Source organism: Stieleria sedimenti (assembly GCF_025060895.1).
Taxonomy (GTDB): domain Bacteria; phylum Planctomycetota; class Planctomycetia; order Pirellulales; family Pirellulaceae; genus Stieleria; species Stieleria sedimenti.
This window is the reverse complement of the sequence record NZ_JANZKV010000044.1, coordinates 22759-37920: the sequence shown is the minus strand read 5'-3', so window position 1 is coordinate 37920 and position 15162 is coordinate 22759. Positions and strand designations below refer to the sequence as shown.

The 15162-nt window shown below is 59.6% G+C and carries 15 protein-coding genes; 7 read left to right on the top strand and 8 right to left on the bottom strand.

Annotation, left to right across the window (positions count from 1 at the left end; translation table 11 throughout):
• Positions 1–267 precede the first annotated feature (267 nt).
• Positions 268–1020 carry a hypothetical protein gene (locus NZK35_RS07560; protein WP_259631923.1) on the bottom strand — a complete coding sequence of 251 codons (753 nt, stop codon included), beginning with the start codon at positions 1018–1020 and terminating at the stop codon, positions 268–270.
• Between the two features lie 327 nt (positions 1021–1347).
• Here NZK35_RS07560 and rpmB point away from each other — a divergent pair, with 327 nt between their 5' ends.
• Complete coding sequence (rpmB, locus tag NZK35_RS07555) at positions 1348–1614, top strand: 50S ribosomal protein L28 (RefSeq protein WP_145219515.1); 267 nt, start codon at positions 1348–1350, stop codon at positions 1612–1614.
• Between the two features lie 17 nt (positions 1615–1631).
• Complete coding sequence (gene gatC / locus NZK35_RS07550; protein ID WP_259631922.1) at positions 1632–1922, top strand: Asp-tRNA(Asn)/Glu-tRNA(Gln) amidotransferase subunit GatC; 291 nt, start codon at positions 1632–1634, stop codon at positions 1920–1922.
• 7 nt (positions 1923–1929) lie between these two features.
• Here gatC and NZK35_RS07545 read toward each other — a convergent pair whose 3' ends face one another.
• Positions 1930–2802, bottom strand: coding sequence for a DUF1571 domain-containing protein (locus NZK35_RS07545; RefSeq protein WP_095737586.1), 873 nt, complete (start codon positions 2800–2802; stop codon positions 1930–1932).
• Between the two features lie 729 nt (positions 2803–3531).
• Between NZK35_RS07545 and hemQ the strand changes: the two genes are divergently transcribed.
• Entirely contained in the window at positions 3532–4371 is an 840-nt protein-coding gene (gene hemQ, locus NZK35_RS07540) for a hydrogen peroxide-dependent heme synthase (protein ID WP_259631921.1), read from the top strand.
• Between the two features lie 88 nt (positions 4372–4459).
• Here hemQ and NZK35_RS07535 read toward each other — a convergent pair whose 3' ends face one another.
• Complete coding sequence (locus NZK35_RS07535) at positions 4460–5368, bottom strand: phosphoribosylaminoimidazolesuccinocarboxamide synthase (RefSeq protein WP_259631920.1); 909 nt, start codon at positions 5366–5368, stop codon at positions 4460–4462.
• Between the two features lie 251 nt (positions 5369–5619).
• Between NZK35_RS07535 and NZK35_RS07530 the strand changes: the two genes are divergently transcribed.
• From NZK35_RS07530 to NZK35_RS07520, 3 genes are read left to right on the top strand one after another with little or no spacing between them, the layout of a single operon-like run.
• On the top strand, positions 5620–7116 hold the full coding sequence (locus tag NZK35_RS07530; RefSeq protein ID WP_259631919.1) for an endo-1,4-beta-xylanase: 1497 nt from the start codon (positions 5620–5622) through the stop codon (positions 7114–7116).
• Between the two features lie 10 nt (positions 7117–7126).
• Complete coding sequence (locus tag NZK35_RS07525; RefSeq protein WP_259631918.1) at positions 7127–8068, top strand: SMP-30/gluconolactonase/LRE family protein; 942 nt, start codon at positions 7127–7129, stop codon at positions 8066–8068.
• A 4-nt stretch (positions 8069–8072) separates the two neighbouring features.
• Positions 8073–8981: a dihydrodipicolinate synthase family protein gene (locus NZK35_RS07520; RefSeq protein ID WP_259631917.1), complete on the top strand. Its 909-nt coding sequence runs from the start codon at positions 8073–8075 to the stop codon at positions 8979–8981.
• 144 nt (positions 8982–9125) lie between these two features.
• On the opposite strand, the gene NZK35_RS07515 is transcribed toward NZK35_RS07520, so the two are convergent.
• From NZK35_RS07515 to NZK35_RS07495, 5 genes are all read right to left on the bottom strand, one after another.
• Positions 9126–9674, bottom strand: a complete 549-nt coding sequence (locus NZK35_RS07515) for a gamma carbonic anhydrase family protein (protein ID WP_259631916.1) — start codon at positions 9672–9674, stop codon at positions 9126–9128.
• A 159-nt stretch (positions 9675–9833) separates the two neighbouring features.
• A complete protein-coding gene (locus tag NZK35_RS07510) occupies positions 9834–10787 on the bottom strand; it encodes a hypothetical protein (protein ID WP_259631915.1) in 954 nt (317 codons plus the stop codon).
• Between the two features lie 101 nt (positions 10788–10888).
• The gene (locus tag NZK35_RS07505; RefSeq protein ID WP_259631914.1) at positions 10889–12547 is read right to left on the bottom strand and encodes a BBP7 family outer membrane beta-barrel protein; all 1659 of its coding nucleotides are present in this window, start codon (positions 12545–12547) and stop codon (positions 10889–10891) included.
• Between the two features lie 293 nt (positions 12548–12840).
• Positions 12841–14142 (bottom strand): acyltransferase family protein, encoded by a 1302-nt coding sequence (locus NZK35_RS07500; protein ID WP_259631913.1) that lies wholly within the window; start codon positions 14140–14142, stop codon positions 12841–12843.
• A 43-nt stretch (positions 14143–14185) separates the two neighbouring features.
• Positions 14186–14494 (bottom strand): hypothetical protein, encoded by a 309-nt coding sequence (locus tag NZK35_RS07495; protein ID WP_259631912.1) that lies wholly within the window; start codon positions 14492–14494, stop codon positions 14186–14188.
• 83 nt (positions 14495–14577) lie between these two features.
• On the opposite strand from NZK35_RS07495, the gene NZK35_RS07490 reads away from it, so the two are divergent.
• The gene (locus NZK35_RS07490; RefSeq protein ID WP_095737578.1) at positions 14578–15147 is read left to right on the top strand and encodes a DJ-1/PfpI family protein; all 570 of its coding nucleotides are present in this window, start codon (positions 14578–14580) and stop codon (positions 15145–15147) included.
• Positions 15148–15162: the final 15 nt, after the last annotated feature.

Below are 15162 nucleotides of genomic sequence, written 5' to 3'. Positions count from 1 at the left end.
TCTTCAGATGAGGGCCCGTAGGCTCGCGCCAAACGGCTGATATTCGTTTGACATCAGCCGGTTCGCGCCAGCGTCCGGGCCCCCTCATTCATGTTAACTTAGCGGTATTGGGCTTCAGCCGCCCATTGTCGCTGCTTTGCAGCGACCGGGAATCGCCCCAAGGCTAAACACCAACGGTTGCTGAATCCCTTTCTGCTTACGCCCGCGCCATTCGTACCTGACCCCTTTTCCGCGCGCGGCACCGTCAATCGAAAAGTAGCCCGGGCGCTAGCGACGCAGGGCCATGTTGACCAGGCTCTCGATGGCGGTCGTCGTCTTCTTTTGGATCTGCACCCGGTCGCCGGGTCGCAATCCGTAATCGGTCGTGGGATCGACGGTCCCGTCGTCGGCAAATTGGATCTCCATCCGCACGCCGGAAATCGAATCGGGCGAGGGGCGGTAGAGGGTCGCTTGGACGCTGCCGAGTTTTTTGAGCACGCCGGTTTGGGTCAGCAATTCACTGACAAAGACGCTCTTTTGGCCCGGCGGCAGCGGCAGCACACGGACGGGCTGTTCGTCTTCGGCGACTTGCAACACGATCGCGTTTTGTGCTTTGGCTTCTCGGATCTTGTGGTACGCCTCCTCGGTCAGCCCGGCATTGCCCGACAGCACGGTTGCCGGCGAGGTGCCGTCGAGCATCTGGTAGGGCGATGCGTTTTTCGCCGATCCAGGGAACAGCAGGCTCGACGAGGGGTTCATCAGGTCCAGCCCGGGTGTCGAGGGGAGCGTGGAGCACCCGGTGGTCAAGGCGATCAGCAGCGGAGCCAGGGTCGCGGTCGCCCAGCGGGCCGGCAGGCAACGCTGTGAAGCATTTTCTTGCGGTTTTAGCGGCAGGGCGCGAGCCCTCCGGTTCTTCATCTCTGCCACAACACCGGAGGGCTCGCGCCCTACCGCTATAAAATGCTTCACGGCGTTGGCCGGCAGGACGTGGGTGATGGCCGTTTTTCGAGGTGAATCGATGGTGCGATCGGAGGCGGTCATGGTCGCAGGGCTCGGTAGGATGGTCGCAAAACGTCGTGTGATCGTCGCACGACGCCGGGGAGGTGCCGAAATCGACGGGAAATGCGTCGGGGAAGGAGGCTTAGGAAGAGTTTTCGGCCGACCGGGCGTGGATCTTGAGAAATCTGAACTCTTTCGCTCAAGAAAGATTGGTGGGGGATTACTTCTTTCGCCGGATCCCCTGTGTTTGTATAGTCTTGACCCTTCGACGCGTTTCCGGCGAAAGTCGAAGTCGATTACATCACAATAGCAATCCAACGAACAAACCGGCTGAGGAGCCCCCACGCGATACGATGGGGGAAATGTGCCATGGCACGACAATGTGAAGTTTGCGGAAAGAAAGTGCAGATGGGCAATCGCATCGAAACTCGCGGTAAAGCGAAGTATTTGGGCGGTGTCGGTACCAAAATCACCGGAATCACCCGTCGCAAGTTTGTTCCCAACCTGCAGAAGGTCCACGTGACACTGCCCGACGGCGTCAATAAATCGATGCGCGTTTGTGTTCAGTGCATCCGCAGCGGAGCGATTCGTAAGCGAGTGCGAACCAAGCCGTTTGACGTCAGTGGCGCCAAATAGCCGACCGCGAGGAAGTCATGGCACTCTTGGCAGACGACGTCCGCAAGCTGGCCCTGCTGGCTCGGCTGGAACTTTCCGACGAAGAAGTCGAGCATCTCGGCCCGCAGTTGGAAAGCATTCTCGGTTTCGTCGCGAAGTTGTCCGAACTGGACACCAGCGACGTCGAGCCGATGACGACGGCGCTGGACGTCGATAACCGTTGGCGCCGCGACGAGCTCACGCCGGGGCTGGATCGCGCCGCGGCCTTGGCCAATGCCCCCGCGGCTGATGACGAGTGCTTTCTCGTGCCGCCCGTGCTGGCTCAATAGAACTGGTTCAATAGAAGTTGTACTTCGAATTGTTCGGATCGAAGTCGGCGTCGGTCAAGCCGACGTTCAGCTTCAGATTCAAGTAGTTGTACTCTTCGATCACCGACAGCTTCTCTTGGTTCGGCGCGGGCCAATCGTAGGCGACGTACCGGATCGGCACGTTGAGTTCTTCGTCCATGTACACCTTGGCCTGGTAGAACAGCAGGTCCGGTCGCGGTGTGGGCTGGGTGACGGTCAGCAGCATGCAGGGCCGGTCGTTGACCTTGATGCCGGTTCGCATCTCGGCTTTGACGTCCGGCAATTGCTTGGCCTGTTCGCCCCGCTCGATCAGTTTGACGAGCAGATTTTCCAGTCCGATCTCTGTCATCGGGTATCGCTGCCCACGCATGGCCAGCGTGCCGGTCGGCGGCAGGTTAACCGTCGGCAGGAAACGGCCTTTGAATCCGCCTTCGTGTGCGATCAGGTTTCCGTTGTTCCGGCCTTCGACATACAAGACTTCGCGACCTTTGATGCTGGCCGGTTTCACGAAGCTCAGGTAAACGCTGAGCGGCTGGACGATCTGGTTGTCGACGACTTTGCGGCAGCGAATTTTCGCCGACATGTACTCGTGCGGGCCGAGCGTGTCGCCGATTCGTTCCCGTTTGATCAAGAGCGCCGTGTAGTCATTGATCGTGTTTTGGCAGTTCACGAGGCTCCGACGGGCCCGCATCAGAGCCTCGTCGAGTGCCGAGAGTTTGACCGGGGGGCTGGGGGTCAGGCTTGCCGCGTTGGCCACGCGATGGACCGGTTCAACCAGGTGGGGCGGCGTGGCGAACGATTGTTCGGCAGCGGAGGTCGCTGCGAGTGAGCCCAGAAGGGCGAGAAATTGACGTCGTTGCATCTCGATTGCTTCCTTGCGCGTGCGTCGGACGACCGGAAAAAAGGACGGCCTTGGTGGTCGTATCGCCGCAGATGCTACGTGAAGATGAGGAGTTCCACTGGCAGGCATTCATCCGGAGCAATCGTCGTATCCGTTGCCGAGCGTTTCGACCGGACCAACACCATCAAATTAAAAGTGCCGTTTCCGCTCGGGATGCTGCGTGAGTCGTGGTGGGATCACTGTTAGCGAAAAAGCCGATGATTCCGCTAGAGGAATTCAATTTTTCCTCAAGTCGCCGGCTCCCCCTGTGATGCACACGTCAGCACGTGGCGTCAGCCAGTGGCGCGTTGGAAGTGTCTCCCCTGTGGCACTTTTCCGCTGGGCTACGCTGTGAAGCGTTTCATTAGCGGTCGGGCGCGAGCGGGCTGTCGATGGAATCGCAACCGGAACAATCGTGAGCCGCGATGCGTAAGCGGCCGGGCACTGCGACGCCCGCCCGAGGCCTTACGGCCAGCGGCTCACCATTGACTCAGCGGATCCCGACTAAACCGACAGCCCCCGAGCCCTTTGGTATTTCACGGTGCAACCGGACGGCTCGTGGCCCGCATCTCGTCGGGCGCCGGCGCGATCCGCGACGGTTGAGTCGTCCAAGAGTACGGGGCTTGCGCGCGAGCGGCAAAGCTGGGATAATCGATCCGCGCGCCTTCACGATTGCCTTTCCTTCCCCCGTCCAATAGCGTTTCTTCGCCTATGTCCGGTCGTCCCAGTCCACACGCCGCCCCGCTTCCCGAGCCCTCGACCATTCCCGAAAACGGTTGGCATTGCGGTCACTTCTTTTATCGATTTCGTCGTGAAGCGATGGCGACCGCGTTGACGCCCGAATGTGCGACGCAGTTTCGTGCGGCGTTGTCGCCGCCCGACGATGTGGCTCCCGAGCGGATCGCCAGCTATTGGATCAGTGGCCACGAGGCTGATTTCGGCGTGGTCGTCATGGACCCCGACCCGGCGAAGGTCGATGCGATTCACCAATCCTTGGTCGCGCCGCCGCTGGGGCAATTTGTCGAAGGGGTTTGGTCGTTCGTCTCGATCAGCGAAGTCAGCGAATATGTTCCGACGATCGAGCGATTCAGGGATCGATTGATTGGCGAAGGGGCCGATCCGGAATCGGACGAGCTGAAAGCCAAGGTGGCCGCCTATGAGCGACGTTTGCCGATGATGAACGAACAGCGTTTGCGTCCCGAAATTCCCGAGTGGCCGGCGGCGTGTTTCTATCCGATGAACAAGAGCCGCGTGCCGGGCGCCAACTGGTTCACCGAACCGTTCAGCCATCGCAACAAGATGATGGCCGAGCACGCCCAGAGCGGGATCGCGTTTGCCGGCAAGGTGTCGCAGTTGATCACCGTCGGTGTCGGCTTGGATGACTGGGAGTGGATGGTCACGCTGTGGGCGCGCAACCCGGACTACTTGAAAGACATCGTCTATAAGATGCGTTTTGACATCGCCAGTGCCAAGTATGCGGAATTCGGCCCCTTCTATGTGGGCTATCGCGCCGGCGCCGACGAGATTTTAGATCACTGCAAGGTCGTTTAACGCGAGCGCAAAAGTCGTGTCCCACTCCAGAAGATGCGATCCTTGAATGGCTTCGCCATGGCAGGCTGGAAGCCTATCCCACGCGCCACTACGCCAATCGCTCGAACGCTTCGCGATACTTGGCCGCGGTCTGTCGGATGATGTCGTCGGGCAGCTTCGGCGGATCGCTTTGTCGATCCCAGCCGCATTGTGACAGCCACTCGCGGACGAATTGTTTGTCGAACGAGGGTTGGGCGGCGCCGGGGGCGTAAACGGATTCATCCCAGAAACGCGACGAGTCGGGGGTCAGGACTTCGTCGATCAAAACAACCTCGCCGTCGACCAAGCCGAATTCAAACTTGGTATCGGCGATGAGAATCCCTCGGGATCGGGCGTGGTCGGCGGCTGCTGAATAGATTTTCAGCGTTTCGGCTCGTAGACGCAGTGCGAGATCGCTGCCCAGGTCCGCGATCATCCGTCCGATGCTGACGTTCTCGTCGTGGCCTTCTTCGGCCTTCGTTGCCGGGGTAAAGATCGGTTCGGGCAGGCGGTCGCATTGGCGTAACCCGGCAGGAAGCTTGTTGCCACAGACCTCGCCCGTCTCCTGGTACTCCCGCCAGCCGCTGCCTTCCAGGTAACCCCGCGCCACGCATTCAAACGGCACGACTTCCGCTTTCTCGACCACCATGATGCGGCCTTCCAGCGGGCCGGTGTCAAACGACGCGGATAAATCCGCGGGGACGGCCGTCGATTTCAGGTGATGTCGGACGCCAAGGTGGTTGAACCAGAACGCGCTCATCCGCGTCAGCAAGCGGCCTTTTTCGGGGATCCCACACGGCAAAATGAAGTCGAACGCACTGATGCGATCGGTGCTGACGACGAGCAAATCGTCGCCCAACTCGTACAGATCGCGAACTTTGCCACTCTTTCGAGGCAGCGGCAAATTTGTCTGCAGCAACGCTCCGGCATCGTCGAATTCGTACAGCGATTCGGACTTCGATTCGGCGGGCTGCGTCACGGCGATTTTTCGGGGTTGGGAGTGGTCTGTCGTTCCCGCGCGGGGCTCCGGCCGCGGGACCGGCCGAATGGGCCGGCGTATTGTCGAGAATCTGGCGCCGCTCACAACCAGTGGCGTTTCGTGACGAGCGGACCGCTATGGTCGCGGACGACACGATCAGTCGGTAAACTGGCGTCCGCTCCCAGATTCTGCCAGTCTGGATTTTGACATTTGCCTCTTCTATCCCGCAACCGGATTGTTTGGCCCGCACCATGGGGCAATTTCATTTCGCTGTCCCATCCGATTCGACCCAGTTGTTGAAACAAACGCTGTGGAAAGATGCGTACATCTGTGGCATCGAAGGTGTGCCGTGGGAATGCAAGAACAGCGTCCAAGGAGGTGTTCTTTCGATTTCACGACCGGTCGACACGTCGGGAAAGTTGTATTTGACCTGTCCGACGAAGGGGCTCGGTTATCGAACGCTTTCCACTTGCTCGTTGATGCCACAGGAGCAACCGCATCTGCTGTACCTGGAACTGGCGCGCGGCAGTTGTTATCGGGCACGGGAGCAATCCAGCAATTGGGAACGGGCGGGGCTTTCGCTGGGAGATCGATTCCCGGAGCTGGTCGCACGGGGGACGTCGCAATTTCTTGATGCGACCGAGGCGCGGTCGGATCTGCAGGAATGTTCTCGGCATGCCTTGCAAGCCATCGCCACGCTCGAACAAGCCATTGCCGATCTCGGTGAATCGTTCGCGCTTCAATCGATCGCCTATCGCAAGCAGCGCGAACCGCAACTCGGCACGCTGCTGGCCGGCAGCGTGATTCCGCCGTCTCCGACCCGTTCCGCGCTGAGTTCGCGTTTCGAGAAAGCGTTCAATTGCGCGGCGGTCCGGTTGAATTGGGGGACGATCGAATCCGAAGCGGGACGGTACGAATTTGATGCCAGCGACCGAACGATTCAATGGTGCGTCGAGCGTGGGATTCGCGTCTTGGCGGGGCCGCTGATTGACTTTCGCAAAGAGCTGATGCCGCCGTGGATGTATCTGATCGAAGACAACTTTGATTCGTTTGTGCAATCGATCACGCACTACACGCAGCGGGTGGTTGAACGTTATCGCGGTTCGGTCCAGCTTTGGAATTGTGCCGCAGGGTTGAATACGCCCGGGCCGATTGCGTTGGACGACGAACAAGTCATGCGGCTTGCCGTCGCCGTTCTGCAAACCGTCCGCCGCATCGATCCCAACACGCCGGCGATCATTTCGTTTGATCAGCCCTTCGGCGAATACCTGGCGAAACACCGCGATGGGATTTCCGCCTTGCACTTTGCCGATGCGCTGGCACGCAGCGGGCTGGGGATGGCGGGCGTCGGGTTGGATGTTCGATTAAATTATTCCAGTGATGCGACGTTGCCACGGTCGGCGCTCGACTTCGGCCAGATGATTGACCGCTGGGCGACGTTGGGAATGCCGATGTTGGTGCAATTGACGATCCCCGGCGGATCCGGCGAGGACGAGAAAGCGATGTGCAAACAATCGACGTTGATCAGCGCAACGAATCAACCGGAATTGTCGACCAACCAGCTTCGCATCGCCGGCCCGATCGTCCGCACGTTGCTCGCCAAGCATGTGGTGCATGGGATCGTTTGGGACGGTTGGGCGGACAACGAACGGCACGTGCAAAGTCACTCCGGCGTGATCGATTCGCTCGGCGTGCCGCGACCCATGCTGGACTATTTTGAACGACTTCGACAGGAACTCTTAACCTGAGGCACCCACAATGAATTTGCATTCTGTTCTCTACTCGTTGGTGGTCGGTTTCGCAGCGTTGGCCATCGGGCACCCGCTCGTCTCGGCTCAAGACGACACGACTCAAGATGACACTGCTGCGACCATCAAGCCGACCGGCAAGGTCGAATTGGTTCAAGACGGATTCGCGTTTACCGAAGGTCCCGCCTGGGAGCCGAAATCCAAAACGCTGTTGTTCACCGACATTCCCAACACCGCCATCCACCGGCTCCACGCCGACGGATCGATCAGCCTGTTCACCGGTGACTCCAAGCACACCAACGGGATCCTGATCCCCAGCGACGGACGCATCTTGGCCTGTCAGATGGATGGCCGAGTGGTCCGCTACGACGAAAACGCAAACGCGACCGTGTTGGCGTCTCAGTACGACGGCAAACGCTTCAACGCGCCCAACGACTTGACCGTTGATGACGACGGCGGCATTTACTTTACCGACCCGCTGTTCCGCGCCCCGACGCCGCTGCCGCAAGCCGTTCAGGCGGTCTATTACATCGCCTCCGACGGTACCGTCTCTCGAGTCACCGAGGGCTTGGCCGCGCCCAACGGCATCGGCATGTCGCCCGACCGGAAACGCCTTTACGTCTGCCCCAGCCAACAGGCCGAGATGCTGGTTTATGAGGTCACCGGACCCGGAAAGTTGTCTCAGCCGAAAACGTTCTGCACCGTGGAGCAACCCGAAGGGCAATCGGGAACCGGTGCCGACGGAATCGCGTTGGATGTTCAAGGCAATGTGTACATCACCACCCACATCGGTGTGCAGATCTTTTCTCCCGCCGGAGAACAGATCGGCGTCGTCTCGTTTCCCCAGCAGCCGGCTAATGTCTGCTTCGGTGGCGACGATTGGAAAACCATGTTTGTCACCGCCCGCACCGGTCTGTACCGCGTCACCATGCCGATTCCCGGATTGCACTGAAACCATGCTTACCAGTTCGTTTGATCCCAGCCATCTGTCCGAAAGTGTGTTCGCCGTGCCGCCGTTGGCGCGTGACGTTGAGGGCGAAGTCTGTTCCGTCGAGAACGCCAAACTGATTCGGTTTCTCGAAGCCGGCGGAATCCGATCGTTGTTGTACGGTGGAAACGCCGTCTTCTATCACATGCGGCTCAGCGAGTACGCCAAGAGTCTGACGATGCTCAGCGAAACCGCCGGCGACCAAACCTCCGTCGTGCCCTCGATCGGCCCGGCCTATGGGTTGGCCGTCGATCAGGTCGATATCTTGCGTGAGTATGACTTTGCGACCGCGATGTTGCTGCCGGCACGTGATGTCGTGGACCAGCAAGGCATCGCGACCGGCATTCGTCTGCTGGCCGAACGCTACGGCAAACCCCTGGTGCTGTACCTGAAATTTGATCGTTGGCTGGACGCCCAATGGGTCGACGCGTTGCACCGCGACGGCGTCATCTCGTGGATCAAGTACGCCGTCGTTCGGGATGATCCCAGCCAGGACGATTATCTCCATGAAATCCGCGACGTCTTTCCGGCCGCGCGGATGGTCAGCGGAATCGGCGAACAACCCGCCATCGTGCACTTGCGTGATTTCGGCATCACCGGTTTCACCAGCGGATGCGTCTGCGTCGCGCCGGCACGCAGCATGGAAATGCTCCGCGCGATTCAGGCCGGCGACTTCGAAACCGCCGAGTCGATTCGACAGTGGTTTTTGCCGCTGGAAGATTTACGAAACACGTACAGCCCGATCCGCGTGTTGCATCATGCCGTCGCCGAAGCCGGCATCGCGGCGACCGGTCCGCTGCTGCCGATGCTCAGCGACCTCGATGATTCCTTGGTCACCAAAATCCGCGACGCCGTGGCCGGCATGACAGTGGGGTAAGCTTCCAGCTTGCCTCTAAGCGGGACAAGAAAATGCCTTGGTTCCGACCAGGCTTCCTGGTTGCTCCTTATTTTCTTGTCATCGATTTTCTTGTCTGTTCTCCAACCTTGTCGCTCCCCTGCCGCAACTCAAGACATGTTTGCGTCACTGGCCTTCCGCTTCGGCCAGATACTGATCTTTGATCTCGACGTAGTGGGCCGGCGAGTAGAGGAAAAAGCGGACTTCCTTTTCGCTGACGGGGCGAAGTTGTTTGCAAGGATTGCCCACATACACGAAACCGCTTTCGAGTGTCTTGCCGGGCGGCACGACGCAGCCGGCCCCGACGATGACTTCGTCGGGGATCACGGCGCCGTCGTTGACCACGGCCCCGTTGCCGATCAGGATGCGGTTGGCGAGGCTGCAGCCGTGCAGGATCGCGCGGTGGCCGATCACCACGTCGTCGCCGATCGTCAACGGCCAACCGCCGGGATTGAATTCGCCGTCATGGGTGGTGTGCAGAACGGCGGTGTCCTGCACATTCGTGCGGTCGCCGATCTTGATCGGCTCCATGTCGCCGCGGATCACCGCCCCAGGCCAGACAGAGGCATCATCGCCCAACACCACGTCGCCGATCACCGTGGCCGCCGGATCGATATAAACGCGTTTGCCCAGACGCGGTGTGATCCCACCAAAAGAGCGAATCGATAGCGACATGAATGGTATCACTCCACGGGCAGGGAAAAAGAACAAGTCCAACCGAGTTTACCGGATTCGCGATCGGGAAAGGGCTGGGGAGATGGCAGAAAAATGGTGGGCAGAAAAGTGGTGGTATTTTTCTGCTCACCGTTTTTCTGCCAACCCCTTTTCGACGCGTCAGGCGGCGGCGCGGCCGTTTTGGCGGAGGCGTAGTTCTTCGTTTTGCAACAGGTTCCGGTGGGATTCTCCGCTCAGGGCGGCTTCCACGCGGTGGTTGACGCTTTTCCGCATCGCGCGGTGGTAGCCGACCGATGCGGCGAACAGCGTGATCAGATCGACGAAGGACGATTGGGCGGTCAGCGGGTGCGGATCCAAGACCAAATGGCTGTCGCTGCCAAAGGAGAACAGTTTGCCGTCGATCTCCCCGATGCCCTGTCCCTCGGCTTCGATCTCAAAATCCGCGCCGATCGAAAGCCAATAGCGCCGCAGCAGGAGATTCCACATCCGCTGGCCGTCGTGATAGCAAAAGCTGAACAGCGACGGGATGCGAAAGGTGCGGTGGTTTTGCTGCACGTAGGTGACGAGATCGTTGCGAGACAGCATCGCGGCCATCGTCAGCAGGGGCTTGCCGGTGCCGATCGAATTGTGGACTTCCGTCGCCGTGACTTCTTCGATCGTGCCGACCCAGCGGACGCGGTCTCCGGTGGTGCGAAACAGCTTCAAGACCAGGCGACGTGTTTGGATGTCGTCGCATTGCATCAGCATGATTTCATCGTCGGCCAGTTGGTCTTCAAGCTTTTGCTTTTGCTTCGCACTCAATCGCCCCGAACGTTTGATTGAACGTTTCAGCTCATTGCGCCGCTTGTCCTTCATCGCGTCCAAGCAACTGTGCATTTCCTCGTCGTCCGGTTTCCAGACATCGGTCCGCAATCCGACCAGATGCGTTTTTTCCCAGTCACCGGTTTCGTGGTCCAGCGTGTTGACCGTGCCGACGCAATCCATGTGCGTGGTGAAGTGATTGGTGTCGGCCGTTTTCAACTTTTGAAGGAATTCGACGTTGCTGGGGTGGACTCCCGGCAGCGCCCACATGTCCACAAAACGCTGACATCCCACGAGTTCCTTGGCCGCCATCCTTCAATACCTTCGCTCACGAGAAAAAGGTGTCCGACACCTTTTTGGTTGAATAGGTGTTTTGGGTGTTTTGCGTGGTTGGGCTCGTCTGTTCCATCGGATCAGTAGATGTACGACAGGCCGAAGTGGATGCCTTGGACGTAGAACGTCCCGTGGCGAAAGTTCGAAGTGGGGCGTTGTGCAGCGACGGCCGGGTCGGCCAGGTTGACGGCCAAGTCAGGGTCGATCACGCCGCTCAGTTCCAAGGCGTCGGTCATTGCGATGATGTGATAGCCGAACGTGACGTCGAAACAGGGGTACTTTTGCCAACCGAGGGTAAAGTCCAGTTCGGGAACCCAGCCGAAGGTGTTGTCGCTGTGCGTCCCTGAATTCGTCGAGCGGACTAAGATCCCGTTGGGGTCGGTTGCGTTGTTGCCGTCGATGCTCGTGAACGTGCTACCGGCCAACACGGCTCGGCGGCGAATGGATCCGAATCCGATTTTCGCGAGCGAGCTGAATGACCAACAGCCTTCGCGGTAGTGGGTTGCGACGCCAAGCTGACCACCGTGGAAGTCATTTTCGATGTCGAATGAATCCGAAGTCGCCAAGACCGATCCGATCGGCCGGGCACCGTCGCTCAAGGAGGTGGCGCGATCTGAAATTACAAGGGATTGATCCATTCCCATGTACTGGTAGCCGTACAACAGGTCGACCGTCGCACCCTGGCGTTTGTACCACAGCTGGCGGATCGAGACGTCGGCTCCGAACGTGTTGCTGTCGGCGCGAAGGCTGAGTGCACCGCTGGCTTCGCCCGGCGTCGCGATGATCCGCGTGTCGTCGATCGGGTCCACGCCATCGGTGACGTTGAAGAAGGGGCGGACGAGTGTCGCGTGCGTGTTTTGATTGGCATTGAATCCGTAGGTTTGTTCCCCGGCGAACCAGCCTCGTGCGACGATGTTGCGGTCCATGTAGTTGTCCAGCCAAGCACCGACGGTCAGCCGGCCGCCCGCGGTCATGTCTTTAAAAACGGTTTCGCGACCGGCAAAGACTTGCGTGTCGGTATCGTCCAACCTGCCATCGGATGCCAGTGCGGGCAAGCGATCGCCCGAGCGAAACATCAACAGCAACTCAACGGACCCGAACCAGTCATCCGCCGAGAGTCCGAAGCGACCCAGAGGGCCACATCCGATCGAATCGCATCCGCCGCTGTCGCAGGAAGTTCCGTCGCAGAACTGCGAATCACAAACGGGCGCCGCATCACATCCGCCGTCAAACACCTGTCCGGCGAAACGGTATGGTGTCGCATCAATGGTGTGGTGCATCGCCGGTGGCAGTGGAACACGGGCGCCGCTGCTACGACAGGATTCACACGAGCAGGTCTCGACCGCATGAGGCTGCGGATCGACGTGCAGTGGTCGGTGGTTGGATGTTTCATAGTTGACTGTCTGCACTGGCGATTCCGCCGTTCCGTTCTCGGACAGGACCACCGGGTCCGGCAGGGATGCTTCGGTGACGACCGGGGCGGCGCTGCGTCGCGGTCGTGGGAGCGTGTCCAACGGCGCGTCGACCAGCCCGCTGCTTTGTCCGCCGCTCTCGGCTTGCGTGACCGTCACGGTTTCAAGGTGGTCGGTTGCAAGCACCGGCGGTTGATAGGTGCTTCGATCGGGTTGCTTGCGACGGAGGGTGCGATCGCCGCCGATGGCGCCCGAGGCGCAGCTGAGTCCACCGACAGAGAGGAAGCAGGTCACAAACGCGAAACGTCGAAGTGCGTCTTGAATCATGAGGATTCCAGATGTTGCATCAGGTCAATTGATTGTCGCCGTTGATCGGCGCCGTGCCCGCGCGGAAAGTTGCCGACACCGCGCCCGGTACAGGCTTTTTCGACATTGACGGTTCGTCTGATTAAGGAATCTTGGCAAACTTTGTCGATTGGCGAGGTTGGTTCGCGGTTTGCCGGCCGGAAGGGATTCCAGGGAAGTGTTCGCTGTTTCCGAAAGCTGTCCAAGGCGATGATGAGCCAGTCATCATCTGCTCATCTCGAGCCCAGGGCCAAACTTGTGCAATCAGAAACCCCTTATGCAGCGCGTCGGGTTTCCGTCTCGGGAACCGGGCGTGGGATCAGGAGCGTCGTTTCCTGGTCCGTTTTCACGGTTGCAGGCTTCGGTCTTTCTCGGTCGCTCAAGCCGAGCCATTGTCCGAAACGTGTTCGACGGACGAACGATTCGTACATCAACAAAGAGAGACTCGTCGCGGCAAGGAATGAAACGCTCATTTTCACCAATGGAGACGCGACGGGCCAAAGCCATTTGATGTCACAGTGGATCAATCCGAGCAGCGGGTGGTGGACCAAGTAGATCCAAAAGGAAGCTGAAGCGAGGTACCGGATCGGACGGGGAACATGGGTGATGTAACGCGTGCTCGCTCCGATCGCCCCCAGCGTGACGGTGCTCGCCGCGGCGACGGTCAACAGCGCCATCAGGAACGTGGCGGCGTGATTGGGCGTCGACGTGCCGAGCGAATGTTCCAACGACCAGGTTCCTAGCAGGACGGACGTACTGAGCAGGACGACGCCAATGGCCAACAGCCGGGGGGAGGACTTCGTGACCCAATGCAGTTCCCTGTCGTGCATGGCAAGGCCGTAACCGGCTGCGAAAAAGACACCGCTGTAGATCCACTTGCTTGGAACCGGCAGGAACGCGTGCTGAAAGCCCCAGACGACTTGGGGAGCCGCCGCCAAGGTGGTCACTGCGACACAGACCAGGATCGCCATCAGCACCTTCGGCCGCGAAACCGCTTGAGTAATCCTTGCAAATGGGGTTCGCGAAGCGGCCCGAATCAGACCGGCGGCGACGACAACGTACAGGAAAACGTAGAGCAAAAACCAGAGATGGCTCAGCCCCCAGATCTGTTCCGAAATCGGTGTCGGGAATTTCAGGCTTTTCAGCTTGATCGCTGGCACGACGCCTTCGACCACCAAACCCGCGGTCCAAATGTAAAGGCTGATCGGCAGGATCACCACGACCCCAAAGGCCAACGGAATCAACAGCCGTTTGGCTCTCGATTGAATCAGTCGACCGGGGGAGTGTCGGCGTGAGGAATGACACAATAGGAATCCTGCCATCATCAGAAACAAGGGCATGATGATGACTTCGATACTCCAGAACACGCCATCGACGATTCGGCTGCTGGTGTCCCAGACCGGCCAAAGCAAACCGGGCATCGGGTGCCGCGCATAGGGAACGCCGGCGTGCAGTGCGACGACTGCCAACGCCGCCATCGCGCGCAGCGCGTCAAATCCGACAATCGCATCTGGCTGCGTTGACGGTGGGCTCTGGGAGGGGGGGTGGGTGGGCTGATCGAGGCGAATCACTCTCATGATTCCCCGTTACCAAAACCGCACGTCGCGACGAAAGCACGATTTATTCTCGGCCGCGCCCGTTGGTGCGAAGGTCCGGCGTCCCCAGCATGATTTGCCGCATCGGTCGCGTCGCGATGCCGCGGCGGGATTGGTCCAATAACCGGACCGTGTTGCCGTAGACGTGCAGAAGACGCCCCGGGCGTTGCTCGATCGGCATCGATTTAATGGTCGCGCGGTAGTCACCGGTGGGCAGAATGATCGGGCTCCAGCCGGTCGGAGAGGTCGCCGATGTGGGTGTGATCGATGTGATCAGGAGTGTGCTCAGTAGTATCGCGTATCGCATAAACGTATCCCCCGGTTTAAATTTCATTGCCACTCTAGGTCACGATTTTGATCTGGAACCCGGCCTGAGTCGGAAAACGCAAGACTCCACCTACCGCAAGGGACATTTAAATGGGCAAGAAGATTTTGATGATCGTCGGGGACTATGTCGAGGATTACGAGGCGATGGTGCCGCTGCAGATCCTGCAAACGATGGGGCATACGGTCGACACGGTTTGTCCGGACAAAACGCCCGGTGACACGGTGGCGACGGCGATCCATGATTTCGACGGCGACCAGACCTACAGCGAAAAACCGGGGCACCGCTTCGCCATCACCGCCGACTTTTCCGGGGTCGACGTCGCGAGTTATGACGCCTTGGTGGTGCCGGGTGGCCGGGCCCCGGAATACCTGCGTCTCAACGCCCGGGTGTTGGAGATTGTCAAGCAATTCGACGTCGAAAAGAAACCGATCGCCGCGATCTGTCACGGCCCGCAAATTCTGGCCGCAGCAGGCGTCTTGGTCGGAAAAGACTGCAGTTGCTACCCCGCCGTGCAGTTCGAAGTCACCGCCGGGGGTGGGAAATATGTCGAACCGGCCGCGACGATGGATTCGGCTCACACGCACGGTCACCTGGTCAGCGCACCGGCTTGGCCGGCCCATCCCGCCTGGATGCGGGCCTTTTTAGAGCTTCTCAATTAGGCATTGGGGGCTGTT

What these genes read in the sequence shown, in the direction of transcription:
- NZK35_RS07505 (WP_259631914.1), bottom strand. Translation starts at nt 12,547, where the DNA reads ATGATTCAAGACGCACTTCGACGTTTCGCGTTTGTGACCTGCTTCCTC.
- NZK35_RS07510 (WP_259631915.1), bottom strand. Translation starts at nt 10,787, where the DNA reads ATGGCGGCCAAGGAACTCGTGGGATGTCAGCGTTTTGTGGACATGTGG.
- NZK35_RS07520 (WP_259631917.1), top strand. Translation starts at nt 8,073, where the DNA reads ATGCTTACCAGTTCGTTTGATCCCAGCCATCTGTCCGAAAGTGTGTTC.
- rpmB (WP_145219515.1), top strand. Translation starts at nt 1,348, where the DNA reads ATGGCACGACAATGTGAAGTTTGCGGAAAGAAAGTGCAGATGGGCAAT.
- NZK35_RS07530 (WP_259631919.1), top strand. Translation starts at nt 5,620, where the DNA reads ATGGGGCAATTTCATTTCGCTGTCCCATCCGATTCGACCCAGTTGTTG.
- NZK35_RS07495 (WP_259631912.1), bottom strand. Translation starts at nt 14,494, where the DNA reads ATGAAATTTAAACCGGGGGATACGTTTATGCGATACGCGATACTACTG.
- NZK35_RS07500 (WP_259631913.1), bottom strand. Translation starts at nt 14,142, where the DNA reads ATGAGAGTGATTCGCCTCGATCAGCCCACCCACCCCCCCTCCCAGAGC.
- NZK35_RS07545 (WP_095737586.1), bottom strand. Translation starts at nt 2,802, where the DNA reads ATGCAACGACGTCAATTTCTCGCCCTTCTGGGCTCACTCGCAGCGACC.
- NZK35_RS07560 (WP_259631923.1), bottom strand. Translation starts at nt 1,020, where the DNA reads ATGACCGCCTCCGATCGCACCATCGATTCACCTCGAAAAACGGCCATC.
- NZK35_RS07515 (WP_259631916.1), bottom strand. Translation starts at nt 9,674, where the DNA reads ATGTCGCTATCGATTCGCTCTTTTGGTGGGATCACACCGCGTCTGGGC.
- NZK35_RS07525 (WP_259631918.1), top strand. Translation starts at nt 7,127, where the DNA reads ATGAATTTGCATTCTGTTCTCTACTCGTTGGTGGTCGGTTTCGCAGCG.
- NZK35_RS07490 (WP_095737578.1), top strand. Translation starts at nt 14,578, where the DNA reads ATGGGCAAGAAGATTTTGATGATCGTCGGGGACTATGTCGAGGATTAC.
- hemQ (WP_259631921.1), top strand. Translation starts at nt 3,532, where the DNA reads ATGTCCGGTCGTCCCAGTCCACACGCCGCCCCGCTTCCCGAGCCCTCG.
- gatC (WP_259631922.1), top strand. Translation starts at nt 1,632, where the DNA reads ATGGCACTCTTGGCAGACGACGTCCGCAAGCTGGCCCTGCTGGCTCGG.